The organism is Methylobacterium sp. J-118 (assembly GCF_057836565.1).
In genome coordinates this window covers 4,456,000-4,472,450 of sequence record NZ_JBYQFA010000001.1, presented here as the reverse complement: position 1 = coordinate 4,472,450, position 16,451 = coordinate 4,456,000, and the positions used below count along the sequence as shown (strand labels likewise).

At 70.7% G+C, this 16,451-nt stretch carries 18 protein-coding genes; 8 read left to right on the top strand and 10 right to left on the bottom strand.

Annotated features, from left to right (window positions below; translation table 11 throughout):
* The first annotated feature begins 68 nt into the window (after positions 1–68).
* A complete protein-coding gene (locus AC3IF3_RS21915) occupies positions 69–1,400 on the top strand; it encodes a bifunctional 2-C-methyl-D-erythritol 4-phosphate cytidylyltransferase/2-C-methyl-D-erythritol 2,4-cyclodiphosphate synthase (RefSeq protein ID WP_489230297.1) in 1,332 nt (443 codons plus the stop codon).
* Positions 1,401–1,403: 3 nt separating this feature from the next.
* On the opposite strand, the gene AC3IF3_RS21910 is transcribed toward AC3IF3_RS21915, so the two are convergent.
* Complete coding sequence (locus AC3IF3_RS21910; RefSeq protein WP_489230296.1) at positions 1,404–1,802, bottom strand: MAPEG family protein; 399 nt, start codon at positions 1,800–1,802, stop codon at positions 1,404–1,406.
* A gap of 101 nt (positions 1,803–1,903) precedes the next feature.
* On the opposite strand from AC3IF3_RS21910, the gene AC3IF3_RS21905 reads away from it, so the two are divergent.
* Positions 1,904–2,401, top strand: a complete 498-nt coding sequence (locus AC3IF3_RS21905; protein ID WP_489230295.1) for a CinA family protein — start codon at positions 1,904–1,906, stop codon at positions 2,399–2,401.
* Between the two features lie 17 nt (positions 2,402–2,418).
* Entirely contained in the window at positions 2,419–3,636 is a 1,218-nt protein-coding gene (locus AC3IF3_RS21900) for an FAD-dependent oxidoreductase (RefSeq protein ID WP_489230294.1), read from the top strand.
* Between the two features lie 34 nt (positions 3,637–3,670).
* On the opposite strand, the gene AC3IF3_RS21895 is transcribed toward AC3IF3_RS21900, so the two are convergent.
* From AC3IF3_RS21895 to lipA, 4 genes are all read right to left on the bottom strand, one after another.
* The gene (locus AC3IF3_RS21895; RefSeq protein ID WP_489230293.1) at positions 3,671–4,195 is read right to left on the bottom strand and encodes a hypothetical protein; all 525 of its coding nucleotides are present in this window, start codon (positions 4,193–4,195) and stop codon (positions 3,671–3,673) included.
* 390 nt (positions 4,196–4,585) lie between these two features.
* The gene (locus AC3IF3_RS21890) at positions 4,586–5,071 is read right to left on the bottom strand and encodes a hypothetical protein (RefSeq protein WP_489230292.1); all 486 of its coding nucleotides are present in this window, start codon (positions 5,069–5,071) and stop codon (positions 4,586–4,588) included.
* 330 nt (positions 5,072–5,401) lie between these two features.
* On the bottom strand, positions 5,402–5,872 hold the full coding sequence (locus tag AC3IF3_RS21885; protein WP_243969597.1) for a type II toxin-antitoxin system RatA family toxin: 471 nt from the start codon (positions 5,870–5,872) through the stop codon (positions 5,402–5,404).
* Positions 5,873–5,888: 16 nt separating this feature from the next.
* On the bottom strand, positions 5,889–6,884 hold the full coding sequence (lipA, locus tag AC3IF3_RS21880) for a lipoyl synthase (protein ID WP_243969595.1): 996 nt from the start codon (positions 6,882–6,884) through the stop codon (positions 5,889–5,891).
* 238 nt (positions 6,885–7,122) lie between these two features.
* On the opposite strand from lipA, the gene AC3IF3_RS21875 reads away from it, so the two are divergent.
* Entirely contained in the window at positions 7,123–7,347 is a 225-nt protein-coding gene (locus tag AC3IF3_RS21875) for a DUF2188 domain-containing protein (RefSeq protein ID WP_489230291.1), read from the top strand.
* 2 nt (positions 7,348–7,349) lie between these two features.
* Positions 7,350–7,988, top strand: a complete 639-nt coding sequence (locus AC3IF3_RS21870) for a hypothetical protein (protein WP_489230290.1) — start codon at positions 7,350–7,352, stop codon at positions 7,986–7,988.
* Between the two features lie 82 nt (positions 7,989–8,070).
* Here AC3IF3_RS21870 and AC3IF3_RS21865 read toward each other — a convergent pair whose 3' ends face one another.
* The 5 genes from AC3IF3_RS21865 to AC3IF3_RS21845 form a co-directional block, all read right to left on the bottom strand.
* Positions 8,071–8,802, bottom strand: a complete 732-nt coding sequence (locus AC3IF3_RS21865) for an MIP/aquaporin family protein (protein ID WP_243969593.1) — start codon at positions 8,800–8,802, stop codon at positions 8,071–8,073.
* A 290-nt stretch (positions 8,803–9,092) separates the two neighbouring features.
* Positions 9,093–10,598, bottom strand: a complete 1,506-nt coding sequence (gene glpK / locus AC3IF3_RS21860) for a glycerol kinase GlpK (RefSeq protein ID WP_489230289.1) — start codon at positions 10,596–10,598, stop codon at positions 9,093–9,095.
* A 55-nt stretch (positions 10,599–10,653) separates the two neighbouring features.
* Positions 10,654–12,186, bottom strand: coding sequence for a glycerol-3-phosphate dehydrogenase (glpD, locus tag AC3IF3_RS21855; RefSeq protein ID WP_489230288.1), 1,533 nt, complete (start codon positions 12,184–12,186; stop codon positions 10,654–10,656).
* Positions 12,187–12,270: 84 nt separating this feature from the next.
* Positions 12,271–13,092 (bottom strand): DeoR/GlpR family DNA-binding transcription regulator, encoded by an 822-nt coding sequence (locus tag AC3IF3_RS21850; RefSeq protein WP_489230287.1) that lies wholly within the window; start codon positions 13,090–13,092, stop codon positions 12,271–12,273.
* A 287-nt stretch (positions 13,093–13,379) separates the two neighbouring features.
* The gene (locus AC3IF3_RS21845; RefSeq protein WP_243969585.1) at positions 13,380–13,622 is read right to left on the bottom strand and encodes a hypothetical protein; all 243 of its coding nucleotides are present in this window, start codon (positions 13,620–13,622) and stop codon (positions 13,380–13,382) included.
* A 208-nt stretch (positions 13,623–13,830) separates the two neighbouring features.
* On the opposite strand from AC3IF3_RS21845, the gene AC3IF3_RS21840 reads away from it, so the two are divergent.
* Genes AC3IF3_RS21840 through AC3IF3_RS21830 form a run of 3 tightly spaced genes read left to right on the top strand, consistent with a single transcriptional unit; the run spans position 13,831 to position 16,446 of the window.
* The gene (locus tag AC3IF3_RS21840; protein WP_489231351.1) at positions 13,831–14,325 is read left to right on the top strand and encodes a chemotaxis protein CheW; all 495 of its coding nucleotides are present in this window, start codon (positions 13,831–13,833) and stop codon (positions 14,323–14,325) included.
* A gap of 7 nt (positions 14,326–14,332) precedes the next feature.
* Positions 14,333–15,874, top strand: coding sequence for a CheR family methyltransferase (locus AC3IF3_RS21835; RefSeq protein WP_489230286.1), 1,542 nt, complete (start codon positions 14,333–14,335; stop codon positions 15,872–15,874).
* A complete protein-coding gene (locus tag AC3IF3_RS21830; RefSeq protein WP_489230285.1) occupies positions 15,874–16,446 on the top strand; it encodes a chemotaxis protein CheW in 573 nt (190 codons plus the stop codon). The genes AC3IF3_RS21835 and AC3IF3_RS21830 overlap by 1 nt, the downstream gene beginning before the upstream one ends.
* The last annotated feature ends 5 nt before the right edge of the window (positions 16,447–16,451 follow it).

Below are 16,451 nucleotides of genomic sequence, written 5' to 3'. Positions count from 1 at the left end.
CATCGGCGGACCGTCTGGCCTGCGTCCGGGCCCTAGCCTGCTCTCCAGATCCCACGAGTTTGCCGCCCATGTCCGCCACCGGCACGCCTGCCAACGGACCCGCCCGCGCGGGGGCCGGCGTCGCCGCGGTGGTGGTGGCGGCCGGGCGCGGGATCCGCATCGGCGGCGGTACGCCCAAGCAGTATCGGCGCGTGGGCGGTCAGGCGGTCCTGACCCGCACGCTGGCCGCCCTCGCCGCCCAGGATTCCATCGACCGGATCCAGCCGGTGATCGCCGCCGACGCGGCCGCGTTCTTTGAGGAGTGCCTCGCGGAACTCGCCGCCGAACTCCGAGACAAAATTGCCGCGCCCGTGGAGGGCGGCACGACGCGCCAGCTCTCCGTCCGGGCCGGCCTCGAAGCCCTGGCCGTCGGCGCGGCGCCCGAGATCGTGCTGGTGCACGACGCCGCCCGCCCCTACGTCGACGCGGCGCTCATCGCCCGGGCGATCGGGGCCGGGCGCGACCACGGCGCCGCCGTGCCCGGCGTGCCGGTGACCGACACGGTCAAGCGCGTCGTCGACATCGCCCCGGGCATCGGCCGGGTGCACGAGACCCCGCCCCGCGAGCATCTGCGCGCGGTGCAGACGCCCCAGGCCTTCGCCTTCGCCCCGCTGCTCGGCGCCCATCGCGCGGCCGCCGCGGCGGGGCTCGACGGCTTCACCGACGACGGCGCCCTCGCCGAATGGGCGGACCTGCCGGTGGTGGTGTTCGCCGGCGACGTCGCCAACCGCAAGATCACCCAACCCGCCGACCTCATCGAGGCCGACCGCGCCTTCGCGGGCGGCACCGCCGAAACCCCAGCGCCGGGAGCCCGCCCCATGACCGCCTACGTCACCCGTGTCGGCACCGGATTCGATGTGCACGCCTTCACCACCGGGGACCATGTCTGGCTCGGCGGCGTGAACATCCCGGCCGACCGGGGGGTGCTCGCCCATTCCGACGGCGACGTGGCCCTGCACGCGCTGACCGACGCCCTGCTCGGCGCCATCGCGGACGGTGATATCGGCACCCACTTCCCGCCCTCTGAGGAGCGCTGGCGCGGGGCCTCGTCCGACCAGTTCCTGGCCCATGCCTGCGGGCTGGTCCGCGCCCGGGGCGGCCGGATCGACCACCTCGACATCACCGTGCTGGCCGAAGCACCGCGGATCGGCCAGCACCGGGAGGCGATCCGGGCGCGCATCGCCGCCATCGCGGGCGTGCCGCTGACGGCGGTCTCCATCAAGGCGACGACCACCGAGAAGCTCGGCTTCGTCGGCCGGGCGGAGGGGCTCGCCGCCCAGGCCGCCGCGACGGTCCGGCTCCCGGAGGAGGACGGCCCCGCACTCGACGCCGAGGCGGAAACCGCCATGCGCCAGGGGTGAGGCTCAGGCCACCCGCAGCAGCAGCGCGATGGCGGCGATGCCCAGCGCCGCGAGGGTCAGCAGGATGCCGCCGCCCCGGCAGGCGAACTGGCGCGGGGAGTTCGGGGCCGCGAACATGCCGATCGGGTGCAGGATCCGTCCGACCAGGAGGGCGATCAGCAGGCCCTGCACGAGCCCGTGGCCGGCGCCCCCCGCCTCCAGCAGACCGACGAGGATCAGCGTCAGGGGCACGTATTCCGAGAAGTTGGCGTGCGACCTGGCCCGTTTGAGCAGCGCCGCGTCACCCCCGTCGCCGAACAGCACGTTGCCGGAGACCCGGCTCGCCATGACCCAGCCCGAGAGGCCGAGATACACCAGGGCGAGCAGCGCGCCGTAGAGCGCCGTGGTCGCGGGGAAGATCATCGCGTCGTGTCTCCTGTGGGGCCTGCCGGTCCTTGAGCCGGCACCGGCCATACGTCACAACACGAGATAGGGCGACGGCGCCCGAGGGGAGCCCGTTCGCGATGATCGACGACGCAGAGCTTCTCGCGCGCGCGGAGGCGCTGGTGGCGGCCTACGCGGCGGCCGGCCGCACGGTCGCCACGGCCGAATCCTGCACCGGCGGCCTCGTGGCCGGCCTGCTCACCGCAGTGCCGGGCTCCTCGGCCGTCCTGGAGCGCGGGTTCGTCACCTACTCGAACGCCGCCAAGGCCGAGGCGATCGGCGTGCCGATGGACCTCATCAACCAGCACGGCGCCGTCAGCGCGCCGGTGGCGCGGGCGATGGCCGTGGGGGCGCTCTCCGCCTCCCGGGCCTCCGTGGCGGTGGCGATCACCGGTATCGCCGGCCCCGGCGGCGGCAGCGCCGAGAAGCCGGTCGGGCTGGTCCATTTCGGGCTCGCCCTGGGGGATGGCGGCGTGCGCCATCTGGAGCGGCGCTACGGCGATCTCGGGCGCGCGGGCGTCCGCCGGGCCGCCGTCGCCGACGCCCTCGGTCTCCTGGAGGAGGCCCTCGGGGCCTGACGATGGAGGGACGGTCCATGGAGACGGTGACGACCCGCCTCTGCATCGTCGGCGGCGGCCCCGCCGGGATGATGGCCGGGCTGCTCTTCGCCCGCGCCGGGCTCGCCGTCACCGTGCTGGAGAAGCACGCGGATTTCCTGCGTGATTTCCGCGGCGACACGATCCATCCCTCCACCCTCGACCTGATGAACGAACTCGGCCTGTCCGAGCGCTTCCACGCCCTGCCCCAGCGGCGCGTCGAGCACTTCTCCGGCGTCGTGAACGGCCGAAGCTATCGGGTCGCCGATTTCAGCCGGCTGCCGACCCGCAACCGCTTCCTGTCCTTCATGCCGCAATGGGATTTTTTGGACTTTTTGGCCGGTGAAGCGGCCGGCTATCCGGGGTTCCAATTGATCCGCCGTACCGAGGCTCGCGACCTCATCGCGGCCGAGGGCCGGGTCGCGGGCGTGCGGGCCGAGGGGCCGGACGGACCGGTGGAGGTCCGCGCCGATCTGGTGCTCTGCGCGGACGGGCGCCACTCAGGGATGCGCGAGCGTGCCGGGTTCACGCCCCGCGCCTTCGGTGCCCCGATCGACGTCCTGTGGTTCCGTCTGCCGCGCCGGGACGGCGATCCGGAGGCGGCGGCCGGACGCTTCGGGCCGGGACGCATCCTGATCACCCTCGACCGGGGCGATGCCTGGCAATGCGCCTACGTGGTGCCGAAGGGCGGCGACGCGGCCCTGCGCGCCGGGGGCCTGCCGGCCTTCCGGGCGGTGGTCGCCGAGATCGCGCCGTTCCTGGCCGACCGCACCGATTCCATCTCCGACTGGGACTGCGTCAAGCTCCTGACCGTCACGGTCGACCGGCTGGACCGCTGGCACCGGCCCGGCCTGCTCTGCATCGGCGATGCCGCCCACGCCATGTCGCCGGTGGGCGGGGTCGGGATCAACCTCGCGATCCAGGATGCGGTGGCGGCGGCCAACATCCTGGCCGGGCCCCTGCGCTCCGGGCCGGTGGCCGAGGCCGTCCTCGCCCGGGTCCAGGCCCGGCGGATGGTCCCGGTGCGGGTGACCCAGACGCTCCAGCGGGTGATCCAGTCCCGGGTGATCGCGGCCTCGCTGGCGGCGCACGCCCCGTTCCGGGCGCCCCTGGCGCTCCGGATCCTCGACGCGCTGCCGCCGCTCCAGGCCCTGCCCGCCCGGATCATCGGGATGGGCGTGCGGCCGGAGCACGTGCACGCGCAGGGCAGTTTCTGACCCGTGGTGACCGCCCTGCCGGCTCGAACGACGCCTACAGCAGGTGCCAATCGGCCAGACGGTCGTTCACGAAGACCAACTCCAGCCTGTTGCCGGCGCCCCGGGCCTTGGCGGATTGGGCCGCCGAGGCGGCGGCGATGGTCTCGACACCGTCGACGGCGCTGCCCGCCCGGTAGAGGGCTTCGCCCGCGCTCGACCCGAAGGGAGTCAGGGACGCGATGACGCCGAGGGTTTCACCGACCCCAGACTTGACCGCCTCGGGCCGGATATAGGTCATGACGCTGCGGTCTCCCGACGGGGAGGCGACGTTGTCCCGGCTCGCCGGAGGCCCGTACAGCGCCAGGACCTCGCCGACCGTGGTGCGCCTCACTTTGAGATGAGCGTGGATGAAGGACGGGCTGAACCGGTCGCCGGCCAGGACGACGGCGCCTGCCGCGGGGCCCGCGCCGGCGGCGGCCGTCGCCGGCGCGGAATTCGATCCCGTGCTGTTGCAGGCCGACAGGGCCGTCATGGCCGCTATGGCGAGCGGGATGGCGAACAGTGTCTCCCCGTATTTCATGGTATAACCCCCAACAACTGAAAATACAGCGCCAGATTGGATCCGGTCACCGCGCGTTCTGCTGGCATGGGTTGATGGATCTGTAAAGTTGAAGGTCGCAGCGTGCGTGCCGGGTCGCCGGCTATTACCGATATAGCAATTTATTTGTAGCGCGTAATTACTTATTGTCTCTGCGAAATTAATTCAGATGTTCATCAAACGAACATGCACGGTGTACAATAACTGAAAAGCGGCTGTCTCAGATGGATGTCTTTGTCAAGTCGGTCGCCCGGTCTATGCCGCGGAGACCTTAATCTCAGGGCGGTGTGGCAGTCGGGCCCGCTCGGGGAGCCGGATGTCGGGCTCACCGATCCTCGAAGCCGACACCGCACCGGCGGTCTGCCGCCGCGGTCAGTAAAGACGCCAGCCGATCCGTTCAGAGTTCAGGAATACCATCTGCAGCCTGTCCCCCCGGCCCTGGGCATGGGATGCGGAAAAGCCGGATGTCGGGTCCATCCGCCTGTCATCCTCGACCACGCTGCGAGTCCGATGGGGTGGGTCACCGTCGGGCATGTTCGGGGACGGGTGGGCATCGAGGGCGCGGCTGGGCGTGTTCGGCACCGGTTTGGTGCGGAGGTAGGTCAGGATCGTCACGTCCCCGGCGGGAGGGATGTCCCGGCACGACGGATCTCCATCGAGGGCGTCAACCCAAGAGATGGTCGTCGATCCGATCGGACGATACGCATTGCTGCATGCGTCGCTGAACCGGTCCTCATACGGGACCGTGCTGGCCGGGCTTCGGTCGACCGCTCCCTCCGAGGGCGCCTCCGCGGGGCGGATGGCGTCGGCGTCGCTGCATGACGACAGGGCGTGCGTGGCCATCAGCGCAAGGGCCATGGCGGCGAGAGCGTGTCCGTATCGCAAGGCCAATTCCCGCCGCTCTCGGCGCAATCGCAGATTGCGTGCGTCCGTGGCCTGGCTCGGTGTCGGGGGGGCGGAGATGTGAATTCGACAGCGGCGGAAGTTTTAGAGAGATTTTGTAGGAGAGAGAGTAAAGCTCGTCAGAAACAGAACGGAATTTGCAAAGATACAAATATCAAATCAACATGATATCAGCCCTTGCTCTGCTGGGGTGTGTCCGCCTGGGGCGCTTTCCCGTGTCAAGGTGGTCCCCCGCTCCAGGCCGCCGGCATGGGATCCTGCCGGCGGCATGCCGGCTGCGACCGCTCAAGCGGCTCCGTAGATCCGGTCCGCCCGGCCCTCGAAGGCGTCGGTGAACTTGCGGAAGGCGCGGTCGAACATCGTACCCATCAGCAACCCGAGGGTCCGGCTCTTGAACTCGTAGGTGATGAAGAAGTCGACGGCGCAACCGCCGTTCGGCGCCTCCTTGAACGACCAGCGGTTCTCGAGGTGGCGGAACGGGCCGTCGATATACTCGGCGACGATCTTGTGGTGCGCCGGATCCAGGCTGACCCGGGTGGTGAAGCGCTCGCGGATCGCCTTGTAGCCGACGCCCATCTCTGCGATCAGCACCTGCCCGCCCTCCGGCATATCCTGGTGCTGGACATCCTGGCGGCGGATCACCCGCAGGGATTCGCACAGCGGCAGGAACTCCGGGTAGCGCTCCACATCGGCGACGAGATCATACATCTGCTGCGGCGAATGCCGCACCACGCGGGTAACCCGGAAGGACGGCATTTCTGTTCCGACGTGCTCAGGCCGAGAGGGCGGGGGCGTGCGAGGACGCATGTTTGGCGAGCCGGGCCGCCCGAAGCTTGGCAAAGTCTTCGCCGGCATGGTGCGACGAGCGGGTGAGCGGCGTCGCCGAGACCAGCAGGAAGCCCTTGGCGTAGGCGGTGGTCTCGTAGGTCTTGAACTCGTCCGGCGGCACGAAGCGCACCACTTCGTGGTGCTTCTTGGACGGCTGCAGGTACTGGCCGATGGTGAGGAAATCGACCTCGGCCGAGCGCAGGTCGTCCATGAGCTGGAGCACCTCGTTCCGCTCCTCGCCGAGCCCGACCATGATGCCGGACTTGGTGAAGATCGTCGGGTCGAGCTCCTTCACCCGCTGGAGCAGGCGCACCGAGTGGAAGTAGCGGGCGCCCGGCCGCACCGTCAGGTACTTGGCCGGCACCGTCTCCAAGTTGTGGTTGAACACGTCGGGCTTGGCCGCGACCACGACCTCGAGCGCCCCGTCCTTGCGCAGGAAGTCCGGCGTCAGGATCTCCACCGTGGTGCCGGGGCTCGCCCGCCGGATCGCCGCGATGGTCCGGGCGAAATGCTGGGCGCCGCCATCCTTCAGGTCGTCCCGGTCCACCGAGGTGATGACCACGTGGTGCAGCCCGAGCTTGGCCACCGAGTCGCCGATTTTTTCCGGCTCCAGGGCGTCGAGGGCGTCGGGCAGGCCGGTGCGGACGTTGCAGAAGGCGCAGGCCCGCGTGCAGGTGTCGCCCATGATCATGAAGGTGGCGTGGCGCTTCTCCCAGCACTCGCCGATATTCGGGCAGCCGGCCTCCTCGCAGACCGTGACCAAGCCGTGCTCGCGCACGATCTTCTGGGTCTCGGTCCAGGCCTTTGAGCCGGGCGCCTTGACGCGGATCCAGTCCGGCTTCTTGGCCTGGACCGGCTGGTCCGGCCGGTGGGCCTTCTCCGGGTGGCGCAGCCGCGCGGCGCGCGGATCATTCGTCAGGATGTCGAGGACGACGGCCATGGGTCGGGGGCTGCCACACCGCGGTGAAGCGCCCGGGGGCGCGGTCGATCAATGAGGACTGACTTAGAGGTTCTGCTGGCCTCCCGCAAACCGGCGCGACGCTGCAGCGCGTCCGGCGGCCCGTGCGTTTCCCCCGATCCAACGATCCGGTGCGTGATGCAACGTCGATGAGACGCATGACCTTCAAAGGCCGTGGCATCGGCGTTAGAATGCCGCTCCTTCAGATGAGTGGCACGCCATGGCCAAGCCTGGTCAACATGTGGTCCCGAGCGGTTCGAAATGGAGCCTCCGGCGGGCGGGTGCCGCAAGGGCGTCGAGCACGTTCGCTACGCAGGCCGAAGCGATCGCCAAGGGGCGCGAACTCGCGCAGAAACAGAAGACCGAACTGTTCATTCACGGGCGGGACGGTCGTATCCGGGAGCGCGACTTCTACGGAGCTGATCCGCATCCGCCCAAAGGTTGACGGTGGCAGACGCCGCCTTCGAGCGATCGGTTTTCATCAACTGCCCGTTCGACGAAGCCTACGAACCTATTCTTCAGGCAATCCTGTTCTGCGTGGTCTATCTCGGCTTCCAGCCGCGGATCGCGCGGGAGCGGAACGACTCGGCAGATGTCCGGATCGAGAAGGTCATCGGCCTGATCGAGGCCTGTAAGTTCTCGATCCACGATCTCAGTCGAGCTCAAGCGACAAAGGTCGGCGAATATTATCGCCTCAACATGCCGTTCGAGTACGGGATCGATTGGGCCTGCCGCCGGTGGTTCGGCTCTGGGCGCGACACCAAACGCCTCCTTGTTCTGGAGGAGAAGCCGTACCGATACCAAGCCACCCTGTCCGACATGGCCGGGTCGGACATCCAGTATCATGAAGCCGACTTTCAGGTCGCCGTGCGGAAGGTGCGCAACTGGCTCGTCAGCGAGGCCGGGATCGAAGCACCCGGCGCCGCTCGGATCCTGGCCCGCTACGCTGACTTCCAGGGCTGGCACTACAAAAAGCGATTGGCTGCCGGCTTTTCCGATGCGGACATCAAGGATTATCCGACTCCGGAATTGCTCCAGGCAATGCTCGATTGGGTCGGGCTCGGCCAGCCGATCTTCATCGCGTAAAGCCGCCAAGGACGGCCTGATCTGCGGTCGCGGCCAAACCCAGCCGCGTCACGCGCCGTTCGAGGAAGCCGCGCACGCCTATTCAGATCCCAAGCCCCCGCACCAGCAGCCCCGCCAGCGCTGCCCCGACCACCGGGCCGGCCACCGGGATCAGCGCGTAGCCCCAGTCGGAGGAGCCCTTGCCGGCGATCGGCAGCACCGCGTGGGCGATGCGCGGCCCGAGGTCGCGGGCGGGGTTGATGGCGTAGCCGGTGGTGCCGCCGAGCGAGAGGCCGATGCCCCAGACCAGCATGCCGACCATGTAGGGCGCGACGCCCCGCGGGATGGCGCCGCTGGCGCCCAGGGTGTTGGTCACCAGCGCCGAGATGGTGAGGATCAGGAAGAAGGTGGCGATGATCTCCGAGGTCCAGTTGGCCTTGGCGTCCCGGATCGCCGGCCCGGTGCAGAAGCAGGCGAGCTTCAGGTCCTGTTCCGGGGTCGCCGCCCAATGCGGCAGGTAGTGCAGCCAGACGATCGCCGCGCCCACGAAGGCGCCGAGCATCTGCGCCGGCACGTAGACCGCGAGCTTCGAGACATCCCCCGAACTGACGGCGCCGGCCACGGTCACGGCCGGGTTGAGATGCGCGTCCGGGCTGCCGGTGGCGGTGGCGACGAAGATCCCGGCGAGCACCGCGAAGGCCCAGCCGGCGGTGATGGCGATCCAGCCGGCGTTCTCGGCCTTCGAGCGCTTCAGCAGGGCGCCGGCGACGATGCCGTCTCCCAGCACGATCAGCGTCATCGTGCCCAGGAATTCGCCCAGGAATGGTGAGGTCATGGTTTGGTCTCCCCCAATTGTTGTTGCTTTTGACAGTTCCGGCCCCGCGCGGTGCGCGAGGCCCGGTGGTTGCGTACCCGTCTCCGGCTTGGCGCCCGCCCTCCCTCGCGGAGCTACGCCTACGCAGGGCTCCATCTTTGAGCAGGCAACGGCATGACTCATGACCGGCGCGGGTCCCCCCTCCCGCACGGGAGAGGGGGGGGGGGGCGTTGCGGTTTGCCGGAGCGACAGCGCCCCGGCCCGGGTCGGCGGTAGATCGCTAAGGGGCGTGGGAAAGGGGCCCGTCCTCCTCAATCCTCGTCGCGCTTCCAGTCGAAGGAGCGCTGCACCGCCCGGCCCCAGGCGGCGGCGATCTTTTCGCGCTGGCCGGCATCCATCTTCGGCGTCCAGCGCTTGTCGACGCCCCAGTTGCCCTTGAGGTCGTCGATGCCCTTCCAATAGCCGACGGCGAGGCCGGCCGCGTAGGCGGCGCCGAGCGCGGTGGTCTCGGCCACCTTCGGGCGCACCACCGGCACGTCGAGCAGGTCGGACTGGAACTGCATCAGCGTGTTGTTGGCGACCATGCCGCCGTCGGCGCGGAGTTCCTTGACCGGGATGCCGGAATCCTGGGCCATCGCCTGCAGCACCTCGCGGGTCTGGAAGGCGGTCGCCTCCAGCACCGAGCGGGCGATGTGGCCGCGGTTGACGTAGCGGGTCAGGCCGATGATCAGGCCGCGGGCGCCCTCGTTCCAGTGCGGGGCGTAGAGGCCCGAGAAGGCCGGCACGAAATAGACGCCGCCATTGTCCTCGACGGTGGTGGCGAGGGTCTCGACCTCCGCGGAGTCCTTGATCATGTGCAGGTTGTCGCGCAGCCACTGCACCAGGGCGCCCGTGATGGCGATGGAACCCTCCAGCGCGTAGGCCGGCTTCTGGCCGTCGAGGCGGTAGGCGAGCGTGGTGACCAAGCCGGCCTTCGACGGGACCGGCTCGGTGCCGGTGTTCATCAGCGCGAAGCAGCCGGTGCCGTAGGTGTTCTTGGCCTCGCCCGGGCTAAAGCAGGTCTGGCCGAACAGGGCCGCCTGCTGGTCCCCGAGGATGCCGGCGATTGGCACGCCCGAAAACGGCGCCCGGGTCTCGCCGTAGACCTCGCTCGACGAGGCGATCCGGGGGAGCATCGCCCGCGGGATGCCGAAGGCCGACAGCATGCCGTCGTCCCAGTCCAGGGTCTTGAGCGACATGAGCTGCGTGCGGCTGGCATTGGTCACGTCGGTGACGTGGAGGCCGCCCTCGGTGCCGCCGGTGAGGTTCCAGACCAGCCAGGTGTCGATGTTGCCGAACAGCACGTCGCCGGCCTCGGCCTTCTCCCGGGCGCCGTCCACGTGGTCGAGCAGCCAGCGCAGCTTGAGCCCCGAAAAATAGCTCGCCAGCGGCAGGCCGGTGAGGTCGCGGAATCGGTCGCGGCCGCCGTCGCGGGCGAACTCGGCCACCAGCCGGTCGTTGCGGGTGTCCTGCCAGACCAGGGCGTTGTGCAGGGGCTTGCCGGTGCGCCGGTCCCAGATCAGCGTGGTCTCGCGCTGGTTGGTGATCCCCACCGCGGCGAGATCGGAGGGCTGGAGCCCGCTCTTCTCCAGCGCCTCGCGCATCACCCCTTGCGTCTTGGTCCAGATCTCGGCGGCATCGTGCTCGACATGGCCGGGGGCCGGGTAGATCTGCGCGTGCTCGGCCTGGGCGAGCGTGATGACGCTGCCCGCGCGGTCGAACACGATGAATCGGCTGCTCGTGGTGCCCTGGTCGATGGCCCCGACGTAACGGCTCATCGTTCCCTCCCGTGTTAAGCCCGACCGGTCTCGCGCCGGCTCGGGTCCGAAAAAATCAGGCCGCCTCGGCCCTGCGGTCGAGATAGGCGGAGAGCCGTGCGGCGCTCTCCGCGCCCGTGCGCAGGCCGAGCTTCGAGCGCCGCCACAGGATGTCCTCCGCGGTGACGGCCCATTCCTCGGTCCGGAGGTAATCGACCTCGGCCGCCGTGAGCCCGCCGTCGAAGGCCTCGCCGAGATCGGCCAGGGACTGCACCGTGCCGACGATATCCCGCGCCCGGGTGCCGTAGGCGCGGGCGAGCCGGCGCGCGGTCTCCTCCGGCAGGAACGGCTTTTCCGCCCGGAACTCGGCGAGGAACGGGTCGAAATCCGCGTTCGTCATGGCGCCGCCGGGCAGCACCGCGTCGCCGGTCCAGGGCGTCTTGAGCGCCGGGAAGTACGGGGCCAGCTTGTCCAGGGCGTGCTCGGCCAGGCGCCGGTAGGTGGTGATCTTGCCGCCGAAGACCGACAGCACCGCCGCCTTGCCGCCCTGGTCCTCCACGTCGAGGACGTAATCGCGGGTCACGGCGGAGGCGTTCTCGGCCGCGTCGTCGTAGAGGGGGCGCACGCCCGAATAGCTCCAGACCACGTCGGCCGGGGTGATCGTCGCGTCGAAGGAGCGGTTGATGCAGCCGCAGAGGTAGTCGGTCTCCTCCGGGGAGATCGAGACCGGTCCGGGCTCGCCATCATAGGGCACGTCGGTGGTGCCGATCAGGGTGAAGTCGCGCTCGTAGGGGATCGCGAAGATGATGCGCTTGTCGGGCTGCTGCAGGATGTAGGCCTGGTCGCCGTCGAACAGGCGCTTGACCACGATGTGGCTGCCCTTGATCAGGCGCACCGCCGCGCGGCTGTTGATGCCAAGCGTGCCGCCCAGCGTCGCGCTGACCCAGGGGCCGGCGGCGTTGACCACGGCCTTGGCCCGGACGGTCCGCTCGGCGTTGCTGCGCTCGTCGCGCAGGGTCGCGATCCAGCCGTCACCCGCGCGCCGCGCCGAGACGACGCCCGTGCGCGTGAGGACCGCGGCGCCGCGCTCCCGGGCGTCCATGGCGTTGAGGACCACGAGGCGGCTGTCCTCGACCCAGCAGTCGGAATAGACGAAGCCGCGGGTCAGCCGCTTCTGCAGCGGGGCGCCGTAAGCCGAGCGGCGCAGGTCCACCGAGGTCGAGCCCGGCAGCGTCCGCAGCCGCGCGAGATGATCGTACAGGAACAGGCCGAGCCGCAGCATCCAGGCCGGGCGCAGGCCCTCGTCGTGGGGCAGCACGAAGCGCAGCGGCCAGATCACGTGGGGCGCCTGCCGCAGCAGCCGTTCGCGCTCCGCCAGCGCCTCCCGGACGAGCCGGAACTCGTAATATTCCAGGTAGCGCAGGCCGCCGTGGATCAGCTTCGTCGAGGACGAGGAGGTGAAGCCGGCCAGGTCCCCGCGTTCGGCCAGCAGGACCGACAGGCCGCGGCCGGCGGCGTCCCGGGCGATGCCGGTGCCGTTGATGCCGCCGCCGATGACCAAAAGGTCGTAGGCGTCGGCCGGCTCGCGCTGGCGCGTTGCTGCCGCCATGGGTCCTCCAATCCCGCCCTCGCGGCGGGTTGGAACTATATTAAGCCGGCCGCGAATTTTCGCAAGCGAAAAAACGCGTGTTCGTTACGGTTCGTCCGCCGCCCCGGCGATCACCAGGGCGACGCCCAGCCGCCCGAGCAGGGCGGCGATCTCGGGCGGGGGCTGCCGGTCGGTGAAGAAGGTGTCGATCTGGTCGAGCCGCCCGACCTGGACCATCGGCCGGCGGGTGAACTTGGTGTGGTCGGCCACCAGGAAGGTTTTCCGGGCATGGGCCAGGATGGTCTGCGTCGCCCGCACCTCCTCGTAATCGTAGTCGAGGAGCGCCCCGTCCGCGTCGATCCCGCTGATTCCGATCACCGCCACGTCGACCCGGAACTGGCTGAGCGTGTCGCAGGTGAGCTGGCCGAGCACGGCCCCGTCGCGGTTGCGCACGGTGCCCCCCGCCACCACGATCCGAAACTCCGTGGCCTCGGCCAGCGACAGGGCGACGTTGAGGTTGTTGGTGATGATGCTGAGGTCGTCGTGCCGGGTCAGCTCCCGGGCGACCGCCTCCGGTGTCGTGCCGATGTTGATGAAGACCGAGCAATGCGACGGGATCCGGCTCGCCGCCAGGCGCGCGATCCGGGTCTTCTCCGGCAGCAGGGTCACCCGGCGGTCGGCGTAGTCGATGTTCTCGACGCTCGAGGGCAGGCCGCCGCCGCCGCGGTAGCGTTCGAGCCGGCCCTCGGCGCTCAGCTCGTTGAGGTCGCGGCGGATCGTCTGGACGGTGACACCGAACTGCGCGGCCAGCGCTTCGATGGTGACGAAGCCCCGGTGGCGCACCGCCGCCACGATGGCGCTGCGCCGCCCCTCGACTCCCGTCGCCTCGATCCTGTCCTCGGACCTGCGGTCGAGCGGTCGCGACATCGATTACCCCTCAAAGCTGTCCCTGGACCGATCGTCGGCCCACCTTCCGTGCGGCGATGTTCGTTTTCGAACATCTTTCGACTGCGTTCGACGGAGGCGGTGCGCGAACGAACCTGGCCTGCGGGCGCGTGGCCGGCAAGACCCCGACCTGATCGGCGTCGGTACCATCGGGAGGAATTATGGTTCCGGCAGGCGCGCGGAGGACCGAACATGAAAAAGGCCTGCCGCGGATGCGACAGGCCGGATCGTTCGGGCTCGGCCGCCCTTCGGCGGCGAAGCGGGACCGATCACATCTGGTGATGCATCCGGTGATGGTGGCGCATCCGCTTGTGCTTCATGCGCTTGCGCATCATGGGCCGGGGTGCCGGCGCAGCGCCCTGCTCCATCGCCGCACCCTCGCCGGCGCGCTCCATGCCGCCGCGCGGGCCGCCGGCCTGCGAGCCGGAATTGTTGTAGGGCGCGTTGCCCTGGGCGTAGGCGGAGCCCGCCAGGAGCGTCAGCGACGCGGCGGCCAAAAGAAGTTTCCTCATCGTCAATCCCTGGCATAGACCGGCGCAGGCGAAGCGCCGCCCCTTGTCGGGAGCGTTGCCGCTGCGTCGGAAAATAAGCGGCTGAGGCGAGACTTGGTTCCCCGCGTCCGGTCGCGGGGATCGGGGGGGAGCGGGCGATTGCCGCCGGCACCAACTCGGCCTATGTCGCGACCCGGCTCGGACCGGGCAAGGACAGGGAGGGGTGGCGTTGCCCAGCAGCGGTTCGGCCTATCTCCTCCTCGACGTGGCGGGCACGCCCTGCGCCCTGCCCCGGGCCGCGGTCGCGGAAGTGCTGCCGCTGCCGGACCTCCACAGCCCGCCCGCCGCGGGCGGCTGGCTCGTCGGCTTCCTGAATCTCGGCGGGCGCCCGGTTCCGGTGATCGACCTCGCGGCCCTGCTCGGGCTCCGACCGGACGCCGCCGAGCCCGGCCGGTACGCGCATCTCGTCCTCACCCGCGGCGAGGGCCTCGCCTATCGCGTCGACCGGGCCGCCGACCTCGTCACCGTGCCGGCGGACGCGATCCGCCCCGTGGTCGAATCGGGGACCTTCAATGGCTGCGTCGCGGCCGAACTCGTCCTCGGCGAGCGCCTGATCCATGCCCTGGCGCCGGAGCGCCTCATGATCGTCGAGGAACGGGCCCGGGTCGCGGCGCTGTCGCGGACCGCCGCCGATCGCCTCGCCGCCCTGCCCGAGCCCGTCTGACCCCGCGATGCCCCGTCCGGGTCCTCCCCGCCCCGATCCGGGTGCCGATCCCGCCTACGCGGCCCTGAAGACGCGGATCATCGCGCGCACCGGTCACCATTATTATGCCGACAAGGACGATCTGCTGATCGAGCGTCTGCGCCGGCGCTTCCGCGACGCCGCGGCGGCCGATTGCGCGGCCTACGCCGCCCTCCTGTCGGACGCGGTGCTGGGCGAGGCGGAATGGGCGCGCCTGGAGGCCGAGATCACCGTCGGCGAGACGTTCTTCTTCCGCTATGCCGAGCAGTTCCAGGCGCTCCGCGTGCGGATCCTGCCGGCGCTGATCGCGGCCCGGGCCTCCGAGCGCGTGCTGCGGATCTGGAGCGCCGGCTGCTCGACGGGGGCCGAGCCGTACTCCCTGGCGATCCTGGTCCAGGAACTCCTCGGCGACGCGCTGCCCGACTGGCGGGTCTCGATCCTCGGCACCGATATCAGCCACGAGGCGCTCGCGGTCGCCCGCTCCGCCGAGTACGGCCGCTGGGCCCTGCGCACGATGCCGCCGGCGGAGCGGCTGCGCTACTTCACCCGGCTGCCCGCCGCCCCCGGGATCCGGCGGGAGGGCGGCTACGCCCTGCGCCCGGAATATCGCGGTCTGGTGCGGTTCGAGCGCGGCAACCTGCTGACGCTCGTCGAACCGGTGCGGCCGGAGGGCGAGCGATACGACCTGATCCTGTGCCGCAACGTCCTGATCTACTTCGACGCCCGGATGGTCGCGGCCGTGGTGCGCGGCCTGGCCCGCCGCCTCAAGGAGGACGGCTGGCTGCTCCTCGGCCACGCCGAGCCGAGCCCGGCCTTCTCGGGATTCCTCGACGCCGTCAGCCTGCCCGGGACGGTGGCCTATCGCGCCCGGTCGGAGGCGCCGCCGCCCCTCGCCCCGCCGGCCGGACCGGCCCAGCCGGAAAGGCCGCCGGGCGGCTGCGGCGCGGACGTGGCGGATCGGGACGCATCGGCCGGCCCCGGTGACGAATCCCCGGTGATCCCGGCCGACGAGCCGGCGCCGCGCGAAGCCCCACCGGCCGTCGCGTTGGCGCGCCCGCCGGATGACCCGCCCGACCGCGCCGAGCCCGTGGACCCCGCGGAGGACTCGGACGCCGTCCTCGACCGGATCCGCATCCTCGCGGATGCCGGGGAGACCGGCGCCGCCTGGCGGGCGTTGCGCCGCGCCCTCGACCGTGACCCGACCGATTCCGGCCTGCGCTTCTACGAGGGCCTCCTCGCCCGGACCCTCGGCCGCGACGCGGAGGCCGAACGGGCGCTGCGGGCGGCCCTCTACCTCGACCGGGGCTTCGTGATGGCCCACTACCATCTCGGGCTGCTCCTGATCGCGCGCGGCCGTCCGGCCGATGCCGCCCGCGCCCTCGACAACGCCATCGCCCTCAGCCAAGCCCTGATCCAGGTTCTCGGGCCGGATACGGCGCTGCCCGAGGGCGACGGCGCGTCCGCCGGGGAGATCGCCGCCGGCGCATCCGCGGCCCGCGCCGCCCTCGACCGCGGCGGCAGGAGATCCTGATGGAGGCAACCCCGAGTCCGCAGGCGGGCCGCGCGCCGACGCGGCCCCGCACGGAGCGGGACCTCCGGGCCGAGCGCACCGCGGCGCTGGCCCGGCGCGGCGTCGCCGCGGCGTCCTCCGATGCCGGCCTCGAGCACCTCGTCTGCGCCTGCGGCGGCGAGCGCTACGGCCTGCCCCTGACGGCCGTCGCGCAGATCCTGCCGATGCGGCCCAGCACGCCCATGCCGGGCGCGGTGCCGGCGCTGATCGGCCTCATCGCCCTCTCGGGCCGGATCGTCGGCGTCCTCGGCCTGGCCCGGGCCCTCGGCCGGCCGGATTCCGAGACCGAGACGGGGCATCTCGTGGTGCTGCGCGGGGCCCCGGCCCACCAGCTCATCGCCCTGGCGGTCGACCGGGTGCTGGGGATCGCCCGCGCCCCCGGTTCCGCCGCCGTCAGCCCGCCGGCTGCCGCCGATCCCGACGGGTTGGGCAACGAAGCGACTTCGGGCTATGCCCCCGGGGCGGCGGGCGGCAGCGGCCCGGATTTCGTCATCGTCGACCTGCCCCGCCTCCTGCGCCGCGCCCTGCCCTGACGGCC